Source organism: Microbulbifer thermotolerans, assembly GCF_001617625.1.
GTDB lineage: Bacteria > Pseudomonadota > Gammaproteobacteria > Pseudomonadales > Cellvibrionaceae > Microbulbifer > Microbulbifer thermotolerans.
In genome coordinates this window covers 3,026,769-3,047,987 of the sequence record NZ_CP014864.1, presented here as the reverse complement: position 1 = coordinate 3,047,987, position 21,219 = coordinate 3,026,769, and the positions used below count along the sequence as shown (strand labels likewise).

General features: G+C 57.1%; 22 protein-coding genes. 18 read left to right on the top strand and 4 right to left on the bottom strand.

Annotated features, from left to right (window positions below; genetic code table 11):
- The first annotated feature begins 24 nt into the window (after nucleotides 1–24).
- The 5 genes from mmsB to A3224_RS12670 all read left to right on the top strand — a co-directional run bounded on the left by mmsB (nucleotide 25) and on the right by A3224_RS12670 (nucleotide 4,828).
- Nucleotides 25–924 (top strand): 3-hydroxyisobutyrate dehydrogenase, encoded by a 900-nt coding sequence (gene mmsB, locus A3224_RS12690; protein ID WP_067155285.1) that lies wholly within the window; start codon nucleotides 25–27, stop codon nucleotides 922–924.
- Nucleotides 925–1,344: 420 nt separating this feature from the next.
- Nucleotides 1,345–2,028: an OmpW/AlkL family protein gene (locus tag A3224_RS12685; RefSeq protein ID WP_231902385.1), complete on the top strand. Its 684-nt coding sequence runs from the start codon at nucleotides 1,345–1,347 to the stop codon at nucleotides 2,026–2,028.
- A 93-nt stretch (nucleotides 2,029–2,121) separates the two neighbouring features.
- Nucleotides 2,122–3,504, top strand: coding sequence for an oxygen-independent coproporphyrinogen III oxidase (hemN, locus tag A3224_RS12680; RefSeq protein WP_067155282.1), 1,383 nt, complete (start codon nucleotides 2,122–2,124; stop codon nucleotides 3,502–3,504).
- Between the two features lie 63 nt (nucleotides 3,505–3,567).
- Nucleotides 3,568–4,299: a fumarate/nitrate reduction transcriptional regulator Fnr gene (fnr, locus tag A3224_RS12675; RefSeq protein WP_067155280.1), complete on the top strand. Its 732-nt coding sequence runs from the start codon at nucleotides 3,568–3,570 to the stop codon at nucleotides 4,297–4,299.
- A 100-nt stretch (nucleotides 4,300–4,399) separates the two neighbouring features.
- Complete coding sequence (locus tag A3224_RS12670; RefSeq protein WP_067155277.1) at nucleotides 4,400–4,828, top strand: Hsp20/alpha crystallin family protein; 429 nt, start codon at nucleotides 4,400–4,402, stop codon at nucleotides 4,826–4,828.
- 355 nt (nucleotides 4,829–5,183) lie between these two features.
- On the opposite strand, the gene A3224_RS12665 is transcribed toward A3224_RS12670, so the two are convergent.
- Entirely contained in the window at nucleotides 5,184–5,630 is a 447-nt protein-coding gene (locus A3224_RS12665) for a SpoIIAA family protein (protein ID WP_082817521.1), read from the bottom strand.
- A gap of 100 nt (nucleotides 5,631–5,730) precedes the next feature.
- Complete coding sequence (locus A3224_RS12660) at nucleotides 5,731–6,303, bottom strand: hemerythrin domain-containing protein (RefSeq protein ID WP_067157969.1); 573 nt, start codon at nucleotides 6,301–6,303, stop codon at nucleotides 5,731–5,733.
- Between the two features lie 274 nt (nucleotides 6,304–6,577).
- On the opposite strand from A3224_RS12660, the gene A3224_RS12655 reads away from it, so the two are divergent.
- The 12 genes from A3224_RS12655 to ribA all read left to right on the top strand — a co-directional run bounded on the left by A3224_RS12655 (nucleotide 6,578) and on the right by ribA (nucleotide 16,214).
- Nucleotides 6,578–7,066, top strand: a complete 489-nt coding sequence (locus A3224_RS12655; RefSeq protein ID WP_067155275.1) for an outer membrane beta-barrel protein — start codon at nucleotides 6,578–6,580, stop codon at nucleotides 7,064–7,066.
- Nucleotides 7,067–7,193: 127 nt separating this feature from the next.
- On the top strand, nucleotides 7,194–8,459 hold the full coding sequence (gene glyA / locus A3224_RS12650) for a serine hydroxymethyltransferase (protein ID WP_067155271.1): 1,266 nt from the start codon (nucleotides 7,194–7,196) through the stop codon (nucleotides 8,457–8,459).
- 292 nt (nucleotides 8,460–8,751) lie between these two features.
- A complete protein-coding gene (nrdR, locus tag A3224_RS12645) occupies nucleotides 8,752–9,219 on the top strand; it encodes a transcriptional regulator NrdR (RefSeq protein ID WP_067155268.1) in 468 nt (155 codons plus the stop codon).
- On the top strand, nucleotides 9,216–10,343 hold the full coding sequence (ribD, locus tag A3224_RS12640) for a bifunctional diaminohydroxyphosphoribosylaminopyrimidine deaminase/5-amino-6-(5-phosphoribosylamino)uracil reductase RibD (protein WP_082817520.1): 1,128 nt from the start codon (nucleotides 9,216–9,218) through the stop codon (nucleotides 10,341–10,343). The genes nrdR and ribD overlap by 4 nt, the downstream gene beginning before the upstream one ends.
- A gap of 24 nt (nucleotides 10,344–10,367) precedes the next feature.
- Nucleotides 10,368–11,030 carry a riboflavin synthase gene (locus tag A3224_RS12635; RefSeq protein WP_067155265.1) on the top strand — a complete coding sequence of 221 codons (663 nt, stop codon included), beginning with the start codon at nucleotides 10,368–10,370 and terminating at the stop codon, nucleotides 11,028–11,030.
- Nucleotides 11,031–11,144: 114 nt separating this feature from the next.
- Nucleotides 11,145–12,269, top strand: coding sequence for a bifunctional 3,4-dihydroxy-2-butanone-4-phosphate synthase/GTP cyclohydrolase II (ribBA, locus tag A3224_RS12630; RefSeq protein ID WP_067155260.1), 1,125 nt, complete (start codon nucleotides 11,145–11,147; stop codon nucleotides 12,267–12,269).
- A gap of 58 nt (nucleotides 12,270–12,327) precedes the next feature.
- Complete coding sequence (gene ribH, locus A3224_RS12625) at nucleotides 12,328–12,798, top strand: 6,7-dimethyl-8-ribityllumazine synthase (RefSeq protein WP_067155257.1); 471 nt, start codon at nucleotides 12,328–12,330, stop codon at nucleotides 12,796–12,798.
- Between the two features lie 188 nt (nucleotides 12,799–12,986).
- Nucleotides 12,987–13,430: a transcription antitermination factor NusB gene (gene nusB, locus A3224_RS12620; RefSeq protein ID WP_067155254.1), complete on the top strand. Its 444-nt coding sequence runs from the start codon at nucleotides 12,987–12,989 to the stop codon at nucleotides 13,428–13,430.
- 13 nt (nucleotides 13,431–13,443) lie between these two features.
- Nucleotides 13,444–14,394, top strand: coding sequence for a thiamine-phosphate kinase (gene thiL / locus A3224_RS12615; RefSeq protein WP_067155251.1), 951 nt, complete (start codon nucleotides 13,444–13,446; stop codon nucleotides 14,392–14,394).
- A gap of 7 nt (nucleotides 14,395–14,401) precedes the next feature.
- Complete coding sequence (locus A3224_RS12610) at nucleotides 14,402–14,881, top strand: phosphatidylglycerophosphatase A family protein (protein ID WP_067155246.1); 480 nt, start codon at nucleotides 14,402–14,404, stop codon at nucleotides 14,879–14,881.
- A 10-nt stretch (nucleotides 14,882–14,891) separates the two neighbouring features.
- A complete protein-coding gene (locus tag A3224_RS12605; RefSeq protein WP_067155243.1) occupies nucleotides 14,892–15,524 on the top strand; it encodes a retropepsin-like aspartic protease family protein in 633 nt (210 codons plus the stop codon).
- A gap of 81 nt (nucleotides 15,525–15,605) precedes the next feature.
- A complete protein-coding gene (gene ribA, locus A3224_RS12600) occupies nucleotides 15,606–16,214 on the top strand; it encodes a GTP cyclohydrolase II (protein WP_067155241.1) in 609 nt (202 codons plus the stop codon).
- A 97-nt stretch (nucleotides 16,215–16,311) separates the two neighbouring features.
- Here ribA and pulA read toward each other — a convergent pair whose 3' ends face one another.
- Nucleotides 16,312–19,668 (bottom strand): pullulanase-type alpha-1,6-glucosidase, encoded by a 3,357-nt coding sequence (gene pulA / locus A3224_RS12595; protein ID WP_231902384.1) that lies wholly within the window; start codon nucleotides 19,666–19,668, stop codon nucleotides 16,312–16,314.
- 514 nt (nucleotides 19,669–20,182) lie between these two features.
- A complete protein-coding gene (locus A3224_RS12590) occupies nucleotides 20,183–20,416 on the bottom strand; it encodes a hypothetical protein (RefSeq protein WP_067155236.1) in 234 nt (77 codons plus the stop codon).
- 321 nt (nucleotides 20,417–20,737) lie between these two features.
- Between A3224_RS12590 and A3224_RS12585 the strand changes: the two genes are divergently transcribed.
- Entirely contained in the window at nucleotides 20,738–21,139 is a 402-nt protein-coding gene (locus A3224_RS12585) for a ZrgA family zinc uptake protein (RefSeq protein ID WP_197462986.1), read from the top strand.
- Nucleotides 21,140–21,219: the final 80 nt, after the last annotated feature.

Here is a 21,219-nt window from a genome sequence, read left to right as displayed (position 1 = left end):
GGACCTATAAAAAGGAGTGGCACAATGGAAAACATAGCTTTTTTCGGACTCGGCAATATGGGGGCGCCCATGTCTGCCAATCTGGTTCGGGCAGGTTATCGGGTAACCGCCTTTGATCCTTCCGATGCGGCGTTGCGGCGGGCGGTGGACAAGGGCTGTGTGCGCGCTGAGAGTGCGCTGCAGGCCGTGCAGGGCGCGAGTGCGGTGATATCGATGCTGCCGGGAGGCGATGCGGTGAAATCGCTTTACCTGGGGCAAGACGGGCTGCTGCGTGCGTTGGCGGGAAATACCCTGGTGATCGATTGCTCGACCATAGCCGCTGAGGATGCGCGCCAACTGATCACTGCGGCGGGGGAGCTGGGGCTGCGCGCGATCGATGCTCCGGTTTCCGGTGGCACGGCGGCGGCCGCTGCCGGCACTTTATCGTTTATGTGTGGCGGCGATAAAGAAGCAGTGGATGCGGCGCGGCCCTATTTGCAGGCGATGGGTGCCAAGCTGTTTCACGCGGGCCCGGCGGGCGCCGGTCAAGTGGCCAAGATTTGCAACAATATGCTGCTCGCGATTCATATGATCGGTACCGCGGAAGCACTGCAGCTTGGCGTGGACAACGGTTTGGACCCGGTGGTCCTGTCGGAGATTATGAAAGCCAGTTCCGGCGGCAACTGGTCGTTGGAGAAATACAATCCCTATCCCGGGGTAATGGAAAAGGTGCCTGCCGCCAATGGTTACGCCGGTGGCTTTTCGGTGGCGTTGATGTTGAAGGATTTGGGGCTGGCCATGGACACTGCCGCAGCCAGTGCCTCTTCCACACCGCTGGGCGCACTGGCGAAAAATTTATATCAGCTGCATGGCAGTTGTGAGGAAAACCGGCGCTTGGACTTTTCCAGTATCCAAAACCTGTTCCGCCGCCCGGCGGGTGGGTGACCGGGAACCGCTGATGAATTCACAAAAACGCTGTCGTTGATTCCGAGGCGCTCAGGCGACGGAATGAACAATTCGAAGGTGCAAACTGCATCGCTGTAACTCCGTCGGATACATTCTTGTATCCGGCGGTTTCGCACAGTCCATCCTATCAATCGAGTTTCTGATCTGGCTGCAGTACCTATGTCGTCGGAGAGCGAAACAGGCAGAAACTCCCATTCGCCCACTTGCGCTCTTCTCCAGGCGCGAATGACACTGACATTTTCCAGAAAATAATTTTTCCACATAAATCGCCGACGTCGCGGCTGTTTGATTTGGATCAAGAGGCACTAACCGAGGCTTGTTTAACCTGCCCTGGTCCCGCGGGGATGAATAAAGACCGCTGCGGGAACAACGCCCAACACACACATCATGGAGATGTCGATGAAACTGTTAGTAGCCCTCGCCGCTGCCGCTCTGTCTGTGCCCGCTATGGCCTATGAGTCCGGGACCTTTATTCTGCGCACAGGGATTGCCACCGTGAGTCCGGATGTGGACTCCGATGCGCTCGCACTGTCGGGAACTGAGTTGACTGGTACTGCTGCCGATGTGGATGACGCCTCGGCTCTTGGGCTGACCGGTGTTTATATGCTGAATGATCACTGGGGGGTGGAACTGGTGGCGGCCACTCCGTTTACGCACGATCTAGAAGTTAAAGGCCTGGGGGCCACCTTCGATCTGGGGGAAACCAAACACCTGCCCCCCACGGTGCTGCTTCAGTGGTACCCCATGGATGCCAATTCCAATATTCAGCCCTACGTCGGCCTGGGCTTGAATTACACCGTTTTCTTTGATGAGGAAATCGATAGCCAGGCCAATGAAGTTTTCGCCGGCCTGGGCGCCACCGGCAATGCGGATTTGTCGCTGGACAATTCCTTTGGCATGGCCGCTGAGGCCGGTGTGGATTTTGCCTTTGGTCAGGACCAGCGCTGGTTGTTCAACCTGTCCGTATGGTGGATGGATATCGATACAGAGGCGGAAGTAAAAGTACCGGGAGTCGGTACGATTAAAGCCGATGTGGAGCTGGATCCGCTGGTCTATATGGCGGGGCTGGGTTACCGCTTCTAAACGGGCCCACCACTTTTGGTCGGTAAGGGTGCGGGGCGGCGTTAGAGCGCGTCGCCCTGTACCCGTTTATGTTGTTGCAGAGGTTTTTTTAAGATGAGACAAGCGCAGAACGCTGCAGAGCCGGCTTTATCCGAGGAATTACTCTCCCGCTATGCCGGGCCCTGTCCGCGCTATACTTCCTATCCCACAGCGGATCGTTTTGGCCCCCTGGGTGACGGAGAACCTTGGCGCGCACTGGCGGATATTCGCAGCCTGTCACTCTACGTGCATATTCCTTTCTGCCATTCGCTCTGTTACTTCTGTGCCTGCAACAAAGTCATTACCCGGCAATACGGGCTTGCGTCCAGTTATCTGGAGCAACTGCTGCGGGAAATGCGCTGGTATCGCGACAAGGTGGCCAGAGTGCCCGTGACTCAGTTGCACCTGGGGGGAGGAACACCCACCTATCTGAACGACGATGATATGCGTCGCCTCATCGATGGACTGGCACAGATCTTCGATCTGCGCACGGGGGAAGACGTTGAATACAGTATCGAGGCGGACCCGCGCACTCTTGAGCTGGATACCCTCGCCACACTGCGCCAACTGGGTTTTAACCGCCTGAGCCTCGGCATTCAGGATTTCAATCCGGTGGTGCAGCAGTCGATCAACCGCATTTGCAGCTCCGACCAAGTGGCGCAGCTGACTGACGCTGCGCGCGAACAGGGGTTTCGCTCCATTTCCTATGATCTCATCTATGGTCTTCCCGGGCAGAGTGTAGATAGCCTGCAACGCACTTTGGACAGAGTGCTGGAGCTGGCACCGGACCGTATCGCGCTCTACCACTACGCCCATCTGCCGCACCGGTTCAAGGCGCAGCGGCTGATTGATTCCAACCTGATCCCCACGCCGACGGAAAAAATCGCCATGCAGTTGGCGGCGGTATCCCGCCTTACCCAGGCCGGTTATGAGTTTTTGGGCATGGATCATTTTGCGCTGCCCGGCGACGAGTTGGCGGCAGCCGCTCGCGAGGGACGGCTGGCGCGCAACTTTCAGGGATACACACTGATGCCCGCGGATGCACTGGTAGGGCTGGGGGCTTCGGCGATCAGTTACAGCGCTGATGGCTACTGGCAGAATCTGCACCGGTTGAAGGAATATGCCCAGGCAGTCACCGACCGGGGGATCGCCACTTGCCGTGGATGGCTGCTTGACGGCGATGATCGCCTGCGCCAATGGGTGATCGGAGAGTTGATGTGCCGTCTGCAGTTGGACAAAAAAGAGGCCGCAGAGCGCGCTGGAGCGCCTTTTGAGACCTATTTTGCGGCCGATTTGGCGAGATTGCAGCCAATGTTCGACGACGGCCTGCTGCAGCAGGACGAAAACTGTTTGCGCGTCACGAACCGAGGCCGCTGGTTTGTGCGTAATGCCGCCGCCGCTTTCGACCGCTATCTCCATTCAGCGGAAACCGATGCCCGCTATTCCCGTGTTCTGTAACCGTGTAATATCCGGACTGCTCCGTAACCGATAACTGATGTGCTACGAAAGGTCCGGATATCCATGACTGATACTCAGAGAGCGGTAAGCTGCGGGAACTGTTCGGTCAGGCGGCTGTGCCTGCCGGCCGGCCTTTCCCAGGGTGATATCGACAAGCTCGAACAAATCACGCGCAAAAAGAAAATCGTCAAGTCCGGCGAGTCCCTTTTCCGCACCGGTGATCCCTTTGCAAACCTGTACGCGATTCGCTCAGGTAGCTTCAAGTCGGCGGTAATTGCCGCAGATGGCGATACTCAGGTGACCCATTTTGCCCTGCCGGGAGAACTGCTGGGCCTGGACGCCTACAGTGGCCGGGTGCACCCGAGCTATGCGGAAGCGCTGGAGGATAGCAGCGTCTGTGTACTGCCGTTCTCGCAGCTGGAGACACTGGCACAGCAAGTGCCGGCACTGCAGCAGCAGATCTACAGCATTTTCTCGGAAGAGCTGAAACAGGAAAACGATATCCTGATGCTGCTGGGCAAGCGTTCTGCGGATACACGTTTGGCGGCGCTGCTGATCAATATCTCCAGTCGTTATGCGCGCCGCGGTTATTCTGCCAGCCGCTTTGTGTTATCCATGCCGCGCACCGATATTGCCAACTATCTCGGGTTGACCGCGGAAACCGTAAGCCGCCTGTTTTCCCGTTTTCAAAAGGAAAAGCTGATACGGGCCAGCGGGCGCGATGTGGAAATACTGGATCTGATCGGACTCAGTGAAGTGGCCGGTACTCACTGCGGCTACGAGGGCGAGGGCTGATGTGCCAGCGCCTGATTTTGGCTTGATTCAGATCAATAACTGCCACACGGTTGCGGCTTAACCTTAAAGCGTAAATCAACCGCTGAAAGGAGTCGCAACCATGCAAATTATTCCGAGAAAATCTCCGTTTGATTTCGATCATATTTTTCACGGCTGGTGGGGTGGTGTACCCAGCACCGACACCACAACTCCGGTAACTTTTGCTCCCAAAGTGGATATCTTTGAAGAAAAGGGAAAATACCGTATTGTCGCCGATCTGCCGGGTGTCGAACGGGAAAATATCAAGCTCACTCTGGATGAAGGTGTGCTCACTCTGGAGGCGGTGCTTGAGCGAGAAAGCAAAAAAGAAGAAAAAGGAAAGGTGATTCGCCGAGAACGTTTTAGCGGCAGTTATCTGCGCCGCTTTGATCTCGGCGACAATATTGCCGAAGATGATGTTCAAGCAGAGTTTAACAACGGTGTGCTCACCTTGGAAATCCCTTTTCTGGAGCCGCGTGAGCGTGCGGCAAAGCGCATTCAAATCCGTTAAGTAGTAGTCTTTTGCTTGGGCGTCTTTATTGATACAGGGGCGTTCAGGCTGTGGGATGGATGCTATGAAAGCACACAGGAGCTTTCCTGTGACTGACGGCTTTTAGGTGTCTGTCCCATCATTTGACCATCTTTTTAAGATGGAAATTTTGAGCACGAGAGTTTTTTATTTGCGGTTCCCAGTCAAAACCGCAGTGGCCAGCTTCTCCGCTGGCCTTTTTTATTAAAAAAAAGACCGGCTATGCCGGTCAAAAAAGCAACCCGGTTGTCCGCTTCCGGGTGAGCTAGCGATGAATTCCTATATTGCCTGAATGAATCGAAACCAATCTCAGCGCTTGTGACAGTTTTACTGTTTCCTAGTGGGCGGGAAATACTGGCGTACTATGGTGGTTGTCTCGACTAGATTTCTCGGTATTATCCGGTTGCGCCAGCCAGTGCAGTGCGTCGTCATGTTCTTCGAAATATTGTACGTCTCCACTCAAAAACCAGGAGGCGATACGTGCGGCAACTTTTTGCCATTTTTCTTCGCCCACCACGGCGATTCTGGAAAACTCATTGCCGTGTTTCAGCGCCAGTTTAAAGTCATCCCAGGCGGCGCGCAGTTCCCAACCCTCGAAATCTTCCACATCTACCAATGCTTTCACTTTCGGATCTTTTATACCTTGTAATGCGTAGTCGAGAAGTGGTGTTATCCTTTCATAATCTTCATGGGTAAGCCGACCGATAGCTTTGACGTAGAGAAAAAAATCAGAGTCGATTCTTTCAAGCCCGATGGATATGCCGTGGCACTTGATGTCTCTCATTGGATGCTCCTTTCTCTGGTTTCCTGATCGAGAGATTGCGATGCATTGAAAAATGATGTCTGTTGCTACAGTGCAATCGCCCGCTTTTTATCTCGCGGGTTCAGGTCAATGCGGCTGCGGGTTGATCTGATGTTGTTAGATACTGGTGCAGCATGTCGTATGTTTTTTTGATTCCGGCGTGAAATACCGGATTGCTGTTTTGCTTCAGGTTCGCGTGTATTTCCTGCCAGTCAGCCTCGGTGAGGTATTGTTCGATCAGGGGATAGACAATCTCGTTTTCCCATCGCATGTGGTCGCGCTGCAGATTCAGGTAATCCAGGGCCGTATTGATTAGCTTGCTGCGCTCTACGGCAGAATCATTGGCGATGGCGTAGAACAGGCTGGACATTTGCCGCGTGCAGGCGGCGATATGTTGGTGCTCCTGTGATGTGGCGATAACCGCCTCCCGGCAGGGGATGGGTTTGGTCAATAGCTGCTGAAATACCACATCTTCAACGGGGTGGTGCCACTTGTCCGGGTAAACGGAAATATAGTCTAAAGCGTCGAGAATCAGCCCCAGGGTCGCCGGGTCCCGCTCCCTGTCGTCCAGGCTGTGGAGAAGGGACTCAAAAGTATCGAGGAGCTGCTGGAGGTGTTTATGATCCAGGCACAGCTGCCGATAGATAGTGTTCATGTCCGCCTCCATTGATTGACCGGTGTCCCCATTGTTGTCTGTCTGACAGCGGGAGGCTTGACCTGGATCAAGCCTCGGCACGGTTGCGTGGTGGCAGGCGGCAATCTGCGCGCTTGGACACGGGGCGGGCCTTGGAACCATGCGTTGCCATCGCGGTCACAGGGGCTCCGTGTGCGCTTCTGTGATTGGGGAACTGTTAGGTGGAAATCAAGGTGAGTAGAATCCGTGCCCACCTTATCGTGTGAATTGATCAATAACCAGTTAGGGAATTTGTATGCGTAATATTGCAAAAGGTGTCGCTGTATTAGCGCTGGTATCTTCTTCCGCGGCTTTTGCTGAGGGGGGCTATTGGGGGGCTGTTGGCGGGATCATGGATATAGACCTGCCCAACGCAGACAGCCCATTAAATCTGGGATTGCGTGGAGGTTATATATTGCCCTCAGGATGGGGATTCGAGCTTGAGTACACCAATTCGCTGATCAGTGGTCAGGCCGATGTTTTTGCCAATGATGTCGATGTGGACGTTCAGACCATGGCAGGCTACGCCACCTATCGCTCCTATGGCGATGTTTACTTTAAAGGCCGCCTGGGCGTGCTGTATGAGGACGTCTCCGTGGGCGCCTCCAGCAGCGACGACACCGGCGTTTCCCTGGGGGCGGGCATCGGCTTCAACTACGGCCCCAACACCAATATCGAGCTTGAATACACAGTGATTGAGGAAGATATTGCCTTCTGGTCCGGTACCATGACCCTGCACTTCTAAACCCTTCCCAGCGCGCGGCCCGAAGCCGCGCCGCTATACGTGCGCGCCAACGATTTCCTTGGTGTACAATGCGCGCCTTCGATAGTTTCACCCTGTCTGATCCAGCCCGCATTACCGAGGGAATACCATGTTTGATTCATCAGTCACACTCGCCTCCTATGACCCGGATATCTGGGAAGCCATTCAGGAGGAAGATCGCCGCCAGGAGGAGCACATTGAGCTGATCGCCTCCGAGAACTACACCAGCCCACTGGTGATGGCAGCCCAGGGCAGCAGCCTGACCAACAAGTACGCGGAAGGCTACCCGGGTAAGCGCTACTACGGCGGTTGTGAGTATGTCGATAAAGTGGAAACCCTGGCGATAGAGCGGGCCAAGCAGCTGTTCGGCGCCGACTATGCCAACGTGCAGCCGCACTCCGGCTCCCAGGCAAACGCCGCGGTTTATCAGGCACTGTGTGCGCCGGGGGACACCGTATTGGGGATGAGCCTGGCCCACGGTGGCCACCTGACCCACGGAGCACGGGTGAACTTCTCCGGCAAGATATACAACGCGGTGCAGTACGGCCTCAACCCCGAGACCGGTGAGGTGGATTATGAAGAGGTGGAACGCCTCGCTCTGGAGCACAAGCCGAAGATGATCGTTGCCGGTTTCTCCGCTTATTCACGCATTATGGATTGGGGCCGCTTCCGCGAGATCGCCGACAAAGTGGGCGCTTACCTGTTTGTGGATATGGCCCATGTTGCCGGTCTGGTGGCTGCGGGTGTCTACCCCTCGCCGATTCCCCATGCGGACGTGGTGACCTCCACTACCCACAAAACCCTGCGCGGTCCCCGTGGCGGTATCATTCTGGCCAAGGCCAACGAAGAGATCGAGAAAAAGCTCAACAGCGCGGTATTCCCCGGGGGGCAGGGCGGCCCTCTGATGCATGTGATCGCGGCCAAGGCCGTGTCCTTCAAGGAAGCCATGAGTCCGGAGTACAAGGAATACCAGAAGAAAGTGGTGGAAAATGCCCGAGCCATGGCCGAGACCTTCCTCGATCGCGGCATCAACATTGTCTCTGGCGGTACCGACGATCACCTGATGCTGGTGGATCTGATTGGCAAAGAGTACACGGGCAAAGATGCCGATGAAGCGCTGGGCCGGGCCAATATTACCGTGAACAAAAACGCGGTCCCCAACGATCCGCGCTCCCCATTTATCACCAGTGGTCTGCGCGTCGGTACGCCCGCGATTACCACCCGTGGCTTCGGTGTCAAGGAAACCCAGGAGTTGACGCATTGGATCTGCGACGTGCTGGATGCCCTGGAGAAAGGCGACGCCGAGGCGACCATCGCCGAGGTGAAGCAAAAAGTGCTGGATATCTGCGCGCGCTTCCCTGTCTACAAAGGCTGAAAACCTACAGCGTGGCGGCGGCTGATCAAGCCGTCCTGCGGCCGCGGGCCCTCCCCCGGGCGAGAAGCCCGGGAGGTGGGTGGAAACTTTGAGATCGCTGAATACGGGCCTCACCCGGCTGCTGAGTGCCCTGTACAGTCGAAACATTCATCCCATTTAGACCTGCCCTATGGATCAGCGGTTGCTCTGATACAGGGGAATCATGGGGCCATAGTGCGGCGGGACCGCTCAAGGGCCGGAGTGTCTGTGGTAAACTGCGGCCCGTTTTTCAATCCCCTAGAGACAATCCCTCATGCACTGTCCATTCTGCAGCGCAGAAGAAACCAAGGTTGTCGATTCCCGCTTGGTGGCTGACGGTGACCAGGTGCGCCGCCGGCGCGAGTGCCTACAGTGCCGCGAGCGCTTCACTACCTTTGAGACCGCGGAGCTCTTATTGCCGCGGGTAGTCAAGCAGAACGGCCATCGCGAGCCCTTCAATGAAGACAAGCTGCGTGCGGGCATACAGCGCGCGGTGGAGAAGCGGCCAGTGAGCACCGAGCGCGTGGAGTCCGCGGTTTCACAAATCAAACACGCCCTGCGGGCAACCGGAGAGCGAGAACTGCCGGCGCGGGTCATCGGTGAACTGGTGATGGAACAGCTGCGCGAGCTGGACCAGGTCGCCTATGTCCGCTTCGCCTCGGTTTACCGCCGTTTCGAGGATGTCAGCGAATTCAGTGAGGAAATCGAGCGGCTCACCAGCAGGCACACGGAGAAGAAATGACCCCACGGGAACTGATGGCGCGGGCGATTCAGCTGGCGGAGCGGGGCCTCTACACCACTATGCCCAACCCCCGTGTCGGCTGCGTGATTGCCGACAGCGAAGGCAATATCGTCGCTGAAGGCTGGCACCAGCGCGCCGGTTTGCCACACGCGGAGATTGAAGCACTCAGTGTTGCCGGGGATGGCGCCCGCGGTGCGACTGTCTATGTGACCTTGGAGCCCTGCAGCCATACTGGCCGCACTGGCCCCTGTGCTGACGCATTGATCCAGAGTGGTGTGGCCAGAGTGGTTTACGGCATGCAGGACCCCAACCCCGCGGTCAGCGGTCGGGGGCTGCAAAAGCTCAAGGACGCGGGTATCGAGGTGGAGGGCCCACTGCTGGAGGAGCAGTGTCGTGCGCTCAACCCCGGGTTTATCAAGCGTATGACTTTGGGCCTGCCGTTTGTGCGTTGTAAGTCGGCGATGAGCCTGGACGGTCGCACTGCCATGGCCAGCGGTGAATCCAAGTGGGTTACCGGACCCGCCGCCCGCGCCGATGTACAGCGGCTGCGCGCGCGCAGCTGCGCGATAGTCACCGGCGTGGAAACCGTGCGTTTTGACAATCCCAACCTGAATGTGCGCGCCGACGAAATGGCCCTGGAACTGCTGGCCGCGGAGCAAGCGGCGGAAGTGCAGCCGCTGCGGGTTATTGTTGACAGTAAACTGCGCACCCCGCCCAAAGCCTTTATATTGCAGGGCGACGCCCCCACATTGGTGGCCACAACCGCAGGCGCGGACATATCGCGCCGCGACCGGCTGGAACAGGCGGGCGCCGAGGTGTTGGTACTGCCGGCGGACGGAAAGGGACGCGTGGATCTGTCGGCGCTGCTCAAGGAGTTGGCGCGGCGCCAGTGCAACGAGATACTGGTGGAGAGCGGCGCTACCCTTTCAGGTGAATTCCTCTACCGAGGCCATGTAGATGAGCTGATTGTCTATATGGCGCCGAAGCTGCTCGGCAGCACGGCCAGGCCGCTGTTCGAACTACCCATCGCGCGGATGGGTTCGGTGTTGCCGGTTACCATTACTGATATGCGTGCGGTCGGGCACGACTGGCGCATCACGGCCACAACTGACATAGAGCGTTAAAGGCTCTTATATGATGGAGCGGAGATGTTTACCGGTATTATCGAAGCTGTAGGTGAAATTTCTGAACTGCAGCCAAAGGGCGGCGACCTGCGTTTGCGGGTCAAGACCGGCAAGCTCGATTTGTCCGACGTGCAGCTGGGGGACAGTATCGCCACCAACGGTGTTTGTCTGACGGTGGTGGACCTCCCCGGTGATGGCTATTGGGCCGATGTCTCCGCCGAAACCCTCAAAGTGGCCACCGTCGGTGACTGGAAGATCGGTGATAAGGTCAACCTCGAAAAGGCTCTGACCCCGCAGACCCGGCTCGGTGGTCACATTGTCAGCGGCCATGTGGACGGTATCGGCGAAGTGGTTTGGCGCAAATCCGAAGCCCGCGCCGAGCGCTTTCGTCTGCGGGCCCCGGACAACCTGGCCAAATACATCGCTCACAAGGGCTCCATCACCGTCGACGGCACCAGCCTCACTGTTAACGCGGTAGATGGCGCTGAGTTTGAATTGACCATAGTGCCGCACACGCTTCAAGAGACGGTGATGGACGTTTACCGGGCCGGCACCCGCGTCAATTTGGAGGTGGATCTGATTGCCCGCTACCTGGAGCGGCTGCTGCTCGGCGACAGGGCTGCCGAACCGGAAAGCGGTGGATTGACGATGGAATTTCTGGCCAGGCACGGCTTTTACAGGGCTTAGTGGGCTGTTGGTATTCAACAGCCTGTTCGCCGGCGCCGATCGATCGGATGCTTCTGCACTACCGGGCGCCCCGGCCTCAAATTGAGGTCGCCAACCAAAGAGTTAGAGAGCTTTATGGAACTCAATACCGTTGAAGAACTGATCGACGATATCCGTCAGGGCAAAATGGTGATCCTGATGGATGACGAGGATCGGGAAAACGAGGGCGACTTGGTGATGGCCGCCGAGCAGGTGCGCGCGGAGGACATCAACTTTATGGCCACCCACGCCCGCGGTCTCATCTGTTTGCCCATGAGCAGGGAGCGCTGCGAGCAGCTGGATCTGCCGCTGATGTCGCGGGAAAACGGCGCTCAGTTCAATACCAACTTCACCGTGTCCATTGAGGCCGCCGAAGGCGTCACCACTGGTATCTCCGCCGCTGACCGCGCGCGTACCATTCGCGCTGCGGTCGCGCGCAATGCCAAACCCTCAGACTTGGTTCAGCCCGGTCATATTTTCCCGATTATGGCCCAGCCCGGTGGCGTACTGAGCCGGGCCGGTCACACTGAAGCGGGCTGCGACCTGGCGCGCCTGGCGGGTTTCGAGGCGGCCGCAGTTATCTGTGAGGTCATGAATGAAGATGGCACCATGGCGCGCCGCCCGGATCTGGAAAAATTTGCCCAGACCCACAACCTCAAGATTGGTACTATCGCCGACCTGATTAATTATCGCGCCTTGAACGAAAAGACCGTAGAGTGCATCAACGAGCGTTCGGTGCAGACCGAGTTCGGCGAATTCAAGCTGCGCACATATCTGGATAAGGCCCGTCGCGAACGCCACTTCGCGTTTGTCAAAGGGGAGCCGACGCCGGAAGAACCGACTCTGGTGCGGGTGCATGTGGGCAATACATTGCGGGATGTGCTCGGTATCCGCCGAGGCGACGAAAAGTTCACTCCCTGGACCTTCCGCCGCGCGATGCAGCGCATCGCCGCAGAGGGCAAGGGAGTGGCGGTACTGATCTGCCACAACGAAACCACCGAGGAAATCGAAGAGAGCATCGACTGGCTGATCAGCGGTAAACAACAGCGTCCCAGTCAGGATCTGGTTTACAAGCAGGTTGGAACCGGTTCGCAGATACTGCGCGATTTGAAGGTGCGCAAAATGCGCCTTATGAGCGCCCCGTTTAAATTCAGTGCCATTTCCGGTTTTGATCTGGAAGTGGAAGAGTATCTGAACGCGGACGACGGCGCTCGGGACTGAAGCGCCGGCCGGACCGAAGAACACCAGAACCCGTCTGCGGGGACAATGGAAAACAATTATGAGCAATATCAAGGTTATCGAAGGCGATTTCACCAACTGTCAGGGCAAATACGCGCTGCTGGTAAGCCGCTGGAACAGTTTTGTGGTGGAGAGCCTGAAGGAAGGCGCTCTGGATACACTGCGCCGCAAGGGAATCAAGGATGAGGACATCACCGTCTACTACGCGCCGGGGGCCTTTGAGTTTCCGCTGGCCGCGCAAAAGCTGGCCGGAAGCGGTAAGTTCGATGCCATTATCGCGCTGGGTGCGGTGATTCGCGGCGGCACACCGCATTTCGAATATGTCGCCGGTGAGTGCACCAAAGGTCTGGCCCAGGTATCCCTGAACAGCGGTATTCCGGTGACTTTTGGCGTGCTGACCGTAGACAGTATCGAGCAGGCAATTGAACGCGCCGGTACCAAGGCTGGCAACAAAGGCTGTGAAGCGGCGGAAACTGCGTTGGAAATGGTCTCCCTGCTGGGCAAGATCTAAGGAATTTCTGATTAATCCGCTTCACGGCGGTGTAGATTCTTCGGCGTCAAATGAGTGCTCTGGAATCAACGACAGCGTCCGTGTGCATTAGTCAGGGGTTTTTCTAAGACCTGTCAGACTAGTCCCAATTGCCGCTTCACTTCCTCGCGGGCCCTGGCCGGGGAAGCCAATAAAAGATTGATTGAACCATGACTGTAACTGCATCCGCGCGCCGCAAGGCGCGCCATTATGCCATGCAGGCCCTTTATCAGTGGCACATGGCCGGCGCCAGCCTGAATACCATCGAGGCTGAGTTTCACGCCGATAACGATATGAGCAAGGCAGACGTGCCTTACTTTCGCGATCTGCTGCACGGTGTCGCGAAAAATCTCGATCGGGTGGAGGGCGCTTTCGCTCCCCATTTGGATCGCAGCGTCGATGAGCTGGATCCGGTTTCCCGGGCACTGCTGCGCATGTCCACCTATGAGTTGCTGCATCGCGTCGATGTGCCCTATAAGGTGGTGATCAATGAAGCGATCGCGTTGGCGAAAAAGTTCGGTCCCACCGACGCCTACAAATTTATCAACGGCATTCTGGACAAGACCGCTGCGGACCTGCGCGCGGCCGAAGTAGCCGCGGATAAAAAGGCCTGAGGCGCAAAGAGACATGCCGGCCGCTTCTGGCGAATTTGACATCATTCGCGATTTTTTTGCCGGGGCAAAAAAAAACAGCGAGGGCGTCGTACTGGGCATCGGCGATGACTGCGCCCTGCTGCGGCCGCCGGCGGAGGGGATGCTCGCCACCTCGGTGGACACTCTGGTTGCGGACAGGCATTTTCCTGCCGGCGCGGACCCTGTTGCCGTTGCCGCCCGTGCACTGCGGGTTAACCTCAGTGATCTGGCGGCAATGAACGCGCGGCCGCTCTGGTTCACCCTGGCACTGACGCTGCCCCACAGCGATGTCGATTGGCTGCGGGCTTTCTCCCGTGGCCTGCTGGAGACCGCGGCGCGCTATGGGATCTCTCTGGTGGGTGGCGATACCACCCGCGGTCCGCTGTCGATCACGATTCAGGTCACCGGTATCAGCGAGTGCCCCCTGCGCCGGGACGGCGCATCGGCGGGCGACGCAGTTTACGTGAGTGGCTCCCTGGGGGCCGCGGCGGCGGCTCTTCCGGTCATATTGGGGCAGCAGCCGGCCGCTGAAAGCACTCGGCGGGAGGCTGAGCACCTCTTCTATTTTCCCGAGCCGCAATTGTCCCTCTCCGAGTCCATCGGTGGTCTGGCCAGCAGCGCGCTGGATATCTCCGACGGTCTGCTCGCCGATCTCGGGCATATTTGCGCCGCCAGCGGCGTGAGTGCGGATATCGATATGCAAGCCCTGCCGGTGGCGCCGCTGGCGCAGCAGCTGGCAGGCGAGGGCGCTGCGGCGTTGGCCGCGGGCGGTGGAGACGACTATCAGTTGTGCTTTACCGTACCGCCGGAAAATATTCCGCAGCTGGAACTGCTCGGTCTGGATGTGACGCGGATCGGTCGCATTGTCGAAGGTGCGGGCGAAGTCCGGGCCTGGCGGGACGGTGAGCGCTGGATTCCCCAGGCATGCGGCTATCAACACTTTTGATCGGACTATGAAAAAAACCAGTTTCCGCCAGCTGTTGCGCGACCCGGTAATGTTGCTGGCTTTTGGCTTCGGCTCCGGACTGGCGCCCAGAGCGCCGGGTACTTTTGGAACCCTTGCGGCCATTCCCTTCTGGTGGCTGCTCGCCGGGCTGTCCCCCGCCTGGTATCTGGCGCTGGTCACCGCCGCCGCCTTGCTTGGTTGCTACCTGTGCGGCGCCGCATCGGAAAAGCTCGGTGTACATGACCACGGGGGCATCGTCTGGGATGAGATGGTGGGCTACTGGCTGACCATGTTTATGGCCCCCGCAGGCTGGGCATGGGCGCTGTATGGATTCGCGCTCTTTCGCCTGTTCGACATCGTCAAACCGCCGCCCATCCGCTGGATTGACCGCCGCGTACACGGTGGTGTCGGAATTATGCTGGACGATATACTGGCGGGCATCTTTGCAGCGTTATTGCTGCAATTGACCGCCCTGGTGATCGGATAGGGAAGCGCCCATGCGTCTTATGCTTGTCTGGCTGTGCCTGCTTTCGCCTGAGGTCGCATTTGCTCAGCAGGTACAACTGAAAGGACTGTTTGGCACTAGCGCCATGCTGGAAATCGACGGACATCAGCGATTGTTGAAATCCGGGCAGAAATCCCCGGAAGGTGTGCAGTTGATCGAGGCGAATACCCGCTATGCGCGCGTGAAAATTGACGGGCGAGAGCAGAAGCTGACCCTGGATGCGCCTGTGGCCAGCAGCTACGCGGAAACTCGGCGGGCTGAGGTGCGTTTGATGCCGGACAGTCGCGGCCACTACAACACCAGCGCCTGGATTAACGGTCGCAGTGTGCCGGTTCTGGTGGATACCGGCGCCACCAATATCTCGCTCAACTACCCCACCGCGCGCCGCCTGGGATTGAATCTGGAGCGGGCGCGTCCGGTACAGGTGGCGACCGCTAATGGTATGGTCCGCGCTTACAAGCTGCGCCTGGACAGTGTCACTATCGGCGGTATTGCGCTGACCAATGTGGACGCCACGGTACACGCGGACGACTTCCCCCGCATAACCCTGCTCGGCAACAGTTTTCTGAGCCGGGTGGATATGGAGCAGCAGGGCGGCGTCCTGATACTGCGGGCCCGCAACTGAAAATGTGGGCCGTACCACGGCGCTAGCGCACCGGAACCCGTGAACCGGAAGCGACGCCATTCGATATTGAGAGGTACGAATTTGACCATTCGCTATGTGGAGTCATCCAAACTGCCCACTTCATGGGGCATGTTTGAAATGCATGGCTTTGAAGATGTAGAGGCAGGCAAAGAGCACGTGGTGCTCACTATGGGAGATATAGGAACAGGCGAGGCGCTGCTGGCTCGCATCCATTCAGAATGCCTGACGGGAGACGCGCTTTTCTCCCTGCGCTGTGACTGCGGTGCGCAGTTGCAGCACGCTATGCACCGGATCGCGATGGAGGGCCGCGGCGCCATCTTTTATCTGCGCCAGGAGGGGCGCGGCATCGGTCTTTTGAACAAGATCCGCGCCTATCACCTACAGGACTGTGGTGCCGACACCGTGGAAGCCAACGAACAGCTGGGTTTTGGCGCCGATATGCGCGATTACTCGATTTTGAAGGCCATGTGCGAGCATTTGGGGATTCAGTCTGTACGCCTGATGACCAACAACCCGCGCAAGGTAAAGGCCTTGCAGGATCTGGGTATAGAGGTTGTAGAGCGCCTGCCCCATCAGAGTGGTCGCAATCCGCACAATGTTAAATATCTGTCCACTAAAAAGGGCAAGCTGGGGCACCTGTTCGACGATAATGGCGAAGAGCAGGAGTAATTCGCCAATCACCTCTCGTGATTGATGGGGCGAAGCCCCCGGGGGCGTGTAAAAACGGCCTCGGAGGATTCGCCCTAGCGGCGGGATCAGTCGCGGATTAATCCCACCACCATACGTGTTTCCGCGGGCCGTGACGCTTCTCCACAAACACGACAGTGCTGCGCCCAGGCAGGGTGAAGGTACCGCTGTCTCGGTCGAAATCCACTGTGCGCAGGCGTCGATCCACCGAGAATTTCTGCAACGGGTGCAATTTCAGGTTCAGGCCGCGCAGGCTGTCTTTGCTGAATTGCACGGTTTCGTCGTCGCCGTTAAATAGTACCAGTATTCGCGCATAGCGGCGGTCTACTTCCCCTTTCCTGTCTCTGAGTTGCATGGCGATCAGCCCGGGAACCTGTTCTGGCCCTGTGTTGAGAAAACTCAGGTGCTTTTCTACCGCTTCGGCCGTCGGCAGGCGGAACAGCGGTGAGCTGTTGCGTATTGCCAGCTGTTCTCGGAAGAGGGCTGTGCTCCACAGTCGGTGTATTTTCCGCGGTGAAAGGTTTGGATTGGCCAACAGTGGCTGCATGATTTGCCAGTTGTCCTGATTTTTTTCGGCGATAGGCAGGCCCGCTCCCCATTTGCTGGTTTCTAAACTGAAGTCCAGTGCATTGAACCAGTCGCCGGAGTTGTAGCTGTCCCTGTCCATGGATTTGGAGCGCAGGAATTCCTGCCCGGCGTGGATAAACGGAACGCCCTGGGCGAAGAGTACCAGTGAGTTGCTAAACGCCTGCATGCGTACCCGCTCTTCCAACGAAGCGGTGCTGTTGGCCTTGATCTGAATCCCGTCGAACAGGGTTTCATTGTCGTGGGCGGCAATATAGTTGATTGATTCCTGCGGGTCGGCAGTGTAGCCGGTGGGCTGGCCGTTGTAGATCAACTGGCTGCCGGTAATCGCATTGCCGCTGGCATCGATCAGCGGGTAATCGGCCAGGTTACCGGCCAGTGAAATACGCACCTTGTCCGCCAGGGTCAGCAGTGTGGCGCGTTCGTCGCCGCCGGCGAATTTTCCGTTGGAATCGGTATAGAGGCCGTTGCCGAAACCCTGTTCTTCATAGCCGCCGAACGGGTTACCGCCGCGCACCGCATCGCGCAGCCGGTCGTTAAAGGTGCCTACGCCGGTGCCAGCCATATTGCTTTGGCGGGCCTGTACAAAACGGGCATCGTTCGCCACTTCACCGAAATTCCAGCCTTCACCGTAGAGGTAGATGCTGCTGCCATCGACACCGTCTTCTTCCGGTGTCAGGGATTGCAGGAATGCCTGTGCCTTGAGGATATTGTCGCGGCTGTGATGGCCCATCAGGTCGAAGCGGAAACCGTCCACCTTGTAGGCTTTTGCCCAGGTGAGCATGGAATCCAGCATGAGCTTTTCCATCATCGCGTGTTCGCTGGCGGTGTTGGCGCAGCAGCTGCTCATTTCCACACCGCCTTCCAGGTTGCGGCGGTGGTAGTAGCCGGGAACAATTTTATCGAGAACGGAATTGTCGTATTGGCCAAAGGAGCTGGTGTGGTTGTAGACCACATCCATTACCACCCGCAGGCCGATACGGGAAAGCCCCTGCACCATTTCGCGGAATTCGCGGATACGTGCCACACCATCGGGGTCGGTGCTGTAACTGCCCTCGGGCACGGTGAAATGCAGCGGGTCGTAGCCCCAGTTGAAACCGTCGCTGTCCCGTACGGCACTGACCGCTGCCTGCTGCTCTGCGCTGTCCGGAGCATAGATGGAAAGGTCCGGGGTTTGCGCTTGCCGGCTGCGATCTTCGTTTACCGTGGCGAAATCGAAAGCGGGCAACAGGTGCACATGGGTCAGTCCGGCGCGGGCCAGCCCAGCTAGATGGCGCATACCATCACTGTTGTGCTTGGTAAACGCCTTAAAGGTACCCCGTGCCTCTTCCGGTACGGTTTTATCTTCGATGCTGAAGTCGCGCACATGCAATTCGTAGAGGGAAATATCTTCCGCTTTCTCCAGGCGCGGCTTGCGCAGCCGGTCCCACCCGCGAGGTTTTAAGTCGCGGTCATCCAGGTTGACGATCTGGCTTTTGCCGCTGTTGATGGACAGGCTCAGGGAATAGGGATCGGTGACCAGATTGGTCTCAATACTGCGACTGAAATAGGAATAGACCTCTACTTCGTAGAGATAGAATTTACGATCCCATTGCTTATCTATGTCCGCGGTCCATACTCCAGTGTCCTGGTCGAAGACCATTGGCACAATCATATCGGCGGTGTTGCCAGCCGCGTCGCGGAACAGGTGCAGTTTTACTGAGCGTGCGGTGGGCGCCCAGAGTTTGAAGGCGATGGATGTATGGCCGACGATGGCACCGAGGTCGCCGTCGTAGGCGAAGCGGTCGTCGAGGGCGCCCGCCAGCTGCACACCGGTGGCGTCTCGGACTTGACCTTCGCTGTCGTAAATTGCCAGCGCCAGTTGCTTTGTTACTAAGTCGCTGATCGGTGGGTTTCCAGCGGGCAGCTGCAGTGCGGTGTAGCCGGATAGGTGGGGGAATTTTTGCCGCACGGCATCGGAGAGGCTGCTTGTTTGCAGGGTTATCTCACCGTCGCCGCTGACGCCGTCGGTACCCAGTTTCAGCTTGGCATCTGTGCTGAAGTGCAACTTGACGGTGTCGCCGTCCCGCGGGGAAATGTTCCAGGCGAAGGTATCCGCCGAGACCCAATGGGCCTTGTCCAGGCTCAAGTCGCCGCGGGGAATACCGTTGGTACTCACGCTCACCTGTTTTGTCGCACTGTCGAAGGCGAAGTAGATTTCGTCATTGTCCTCGCTTACAGTGAATGCGAGGTTATTTCCCTGATTGCCGTAGCTTTCGCTCCAGCTTTCATCTAAAGCTACTTTAAATTCGTAGTCTCCTGCGGCAATTTTGTCGGTGACAAAGGTATAGATGCCGTCGCCATCGAGGTCCTGCATCCAGCTCCGCAGACAGTCCGGCTGCCAGTCTCCGGGGCAGCCTAGCTGGGACTGAAAATTGCCCGCCACAGTGGCGATGGTGCTGTTGACGTTGTCTGTGATCCAGTGAGTCTCGTGGTCGTAGATAAATTTGACCTCTCTCCCTGCACCCAGGTGCAGCGGGATATTGGCGCCATCGCGCCAGCCGCCCAGGCCGTAGTTTTCATTCCAGCTACCGTTCAGTGCCGCTTTGTATTCCCAATTGCCGGCGGGAATAAAGAAGCTGCCCTGCCATTTGTCGTCACTGGCGTCGTAGCCGAGCATGCTGGCGGCACATTCCGGCTGCCAGTCTCCGGGACAACCGAGTTGGCCTTGGATGGTACCGGGAATATTGACCGCTGAGGGCTCAGGGGTATCGGATGACTGTGCCGGTAGGCACACAGCGCAAAACAGACTGCTCAGCAACAGTCGCGCCCATGGGGACGTTTGGTGAAAGGTGACGATCGATCGCATCATTTTGCTCCGGGTTGTTTTTATTAAGTAGAGGGAGCCGACGTTTCTCCCTTAGGGAGCCGCTGATAAATTCACCTGAGCTTCTCACCTGAATGCAAAATATCTTTACAGTCAGGAAGGGAATTAACCAGTGGTCCCATAGTAGATTGGAGCGCAGGGAGAGGGCTGCTGCATCCCACCCGGGTATGGAGGAGTTCAGTAAGGAGGGGCGTACACAAGAAAATGGTACGCGCGTCACAAATATTTTATAAATGTGTCACTGTTTCGTCATCCGCGATGGTCATTCTAGAGCGCGAGTAAAAAGTGCTGTGGAACTTTGTACAGCGACTATACTCAAACCATCAGATTGTCAAAGGTCGGGAAAGGTGATGCACCTGGGCAATCGGATGCGAAGGCCGGCGCCATGCCGGCTTTTCTTTTTTCCGCCACGGTGCACAGTTTGGCGCCACCGCAGAGTACAAAGTGGGCCGCTGGTGACTTTTTACTTCGGGCCACTGTTGGCGTGCAATCTGTGAGCTCATTGATCGCTCTGTCGGGGATTGCCAAGCTCCTCTTTTGCCCTTGCGAACCATGCCAGGGTGCGCCGCCTTTGCTCTTCTCCATAGAGTTGAACAAAACGCTTGGTCATATAATCACTATCGTCTTGCAGTGCCCGTAAACGGCTGTCGATAAATACGGGTGTCAGCTTCTGAGCGCAAATTACGGTAATACAGTGCCGCCATTCTCGGTAGCTGTCTGGGATGAGCGCCATTTGGGTCTTCTAGTGCCTCCTTGTTGTAAATGTGATCATTTATTTGACAGTAATGATATGATGTAACATTATATTGGATCGGGCAAGTGGAGAAGGCCTGTATATCCACCTATTGCCTGAGCGCCACGGAACTAGCCAAAGCCTTCACGCGAATTAATCAGAGGTTCCCTGGTTCTGACGAAGCTTTACACCAGGAAGCGAATAAATCTGAGGTCCTTTAAAAAGATGACAGTAAAACGGCCATTGTTTTTCATCCTATTGCTTTTCTTTTCGGTAGAGGTGCGTGCGCATCAGATGGCGCATGTGCATGGAAGGGCGCATATGAGTATCGCCGTTATCGACAATGTATTAGAGGTTGAGTTTGCATCTCCAGCGGAAAATCTGGTCGGGTTTGAGCATACACCCCATACAGCGAAAGAAAAGCAGGCACTGGAAGCGACAAAACATCAGCTCGCCAGCGGGGAAAATTTAATTAGGTTCAATGGTGCCAATTGCCGCCTGGAAGATGCCCGAATAACAGTACCTCAGAGTGAGGGTGATCATGCAGGACTTTACGCCAGCTACCGCTTTCATTGTGACAATCTGGCATCGATCAAGAGTATTTCTGTACCGCTCTTTGCGAGCTTCTCCGGTATTGAAGTGATCGAAGTACAGTGGCTGACATCCAGTGCCCAGGGCGCTGAAACACTTACCCCGCAAAGTAATGAACTACAGCTGCAATAATGGCATCGGCATATCTTAAGTTTTGGAAATGCCGGCTTATGATGAAAAGCGCCAGCAAGTAAAAATATACTGGTGTTATT

Excerpts from the sequence above, each read along its gene's own strand:
- nusB (WP_067155254.1), top strand. The coding sequence starts at position 12,987 with ATGACTGTAACTGCATCCGCGCGCCGCAAGGCGCGCCATTATGCCATG.
- A3224_RS12590 (WP_067155236.1), bottom strand. The coding sequence starts at position 20,416 with ATGGCGCTCATCCCAGACAGCTACCGAGAATGGCGGCACTGTATTACC.
- ribBA (WP_067155260.1), top strand. The coding sequence starts at position 11,145 with ATGGAACTCAATACCGTTGAAGAACTGATCGACGATATCCGTCAGGGC.
- pulA (WP_231902384.1), bottom strand. The coding sequence starts at position 19,668 with ATGATGCGATCGATCGTCACCTTTCACCAAACGTCCCCATGGGCGCGA.
- A3224_RS12685 (WP_231902385.1), top strand. The coding sequence starts at position 1,345 with ATGAAACTGTTAGTAGCCCTCGCCGCTGCCGCTCTGTCTGTGCCCGCT.
- A3224_RS12610 (WP_067155246.1), top strand. The coding sequence starts at position 14,402 with ATGAAAAAAACCAGTTTCCGCCAGCTGTTGCGCGACCCGGTAATGTTG.
- A3224_RS12605 (WP_067155243.1), top strand. The coding sequence starts at position 14,892 with ATGCGTCTTATGCTTGTCTGGCTGTGCCTGCTTTCGCCTGAGGTCGCA.
- A3224_RS12660 (WP_067157969.1), bottom strand. The coding sequence starts at position 6,303 with ATGAACACTATCTATCGGCAGCTGTGCCTGGATCATAAACACCTCCAG.
- thiL (WP_067155251.1), top strand. The coding sequence starts at position 13,444 with ATGCCGGCCGCTTCTGGCGAATTTGACATCATTCGCGATTTTTTTGCC.
- nrdR (WP_067155268.1), top strand. The coding sequence starts at position 8,752 with ATGCACTGTCCATTCTGCAGCGCAGAAGAAACCAAGGTTGTCGATTCC.
- A3224_RS12670 (WP_067155277.1), top strand. The coding sequence starts at position 4,400 with ATGCAAATTATTCCGAGAAAATCTCCGTTTGATTTCGATCATATTTTT.
- fnr (WP_067155280.1), top strand. The coding sequence starts at position 3,568 with ATGACTGATACTCAGAGAGCGGTAAGCTGCGGGAACTGTTCGGTCAGG.
- A3224_RS12665 (WP_082817521.1), bottom strand. The coding sequence starts at position 5,630 with ATGAGAGACATCAAGTGCCACGGCATATCCATCGGGCTTGAAAGAATC.
- glyA (WP_067155271.1), top strand. The coding sequence starts at position 7,194 with ATGTTTGATTCATCAGTCACACTCGCCTCCTATGACCCGGATATCTGG.
- ribD (WP_082817520.1), top strand. The coding sequence starts at position 9,216 with ATGACCCCACGGGAACTGATGGCGCGGGCGATTCAGCTGGCGGAGCGG.
- A3224_RS12655 (WP_067155275.1), top strand. The coding sequence starts at position 6,578 with ATGCGTAATATTGCAAAAGGTGTCGCTGTATTAGCGCTGGTATCTTCT.
- ribH (WP_067155257.1), top strand. The coding sequence starts at position 12,328 with ATGAGCAATATCAAGGTTATCGAAGGCGATTTCACCAACTGTCAGGGC.
- hemN (WP_067155282.1), top strand. The coding sequence starts at position 2,122 with ATGAGACAAGCGCAGAACGCTGCAGAGCCGGCTTTATCCGAGGAATTA.
- A3224_RS12585 (WP_197462986.1), top strand. The coding sequence starts at position 20,738 with ATGAGTATCGCCGTTATCGACAATGTATTAGAGGTTGAGTTTGCATCT.
- mmsB (WP_067155285.1), top strand. The coding sequence starts at position 25 with ATGGAAAACATAGCTTTTTTCGGACTCGGCAATATGGGGGCGCCCATG.
- A3224_RS12635 (WP_067155265.1), top strand. The coding sequence starts at position 10,368 with ATGTTTACCGGTATTATCGAAGCTGTAGGTGAAATTTCTGAACTGCAG.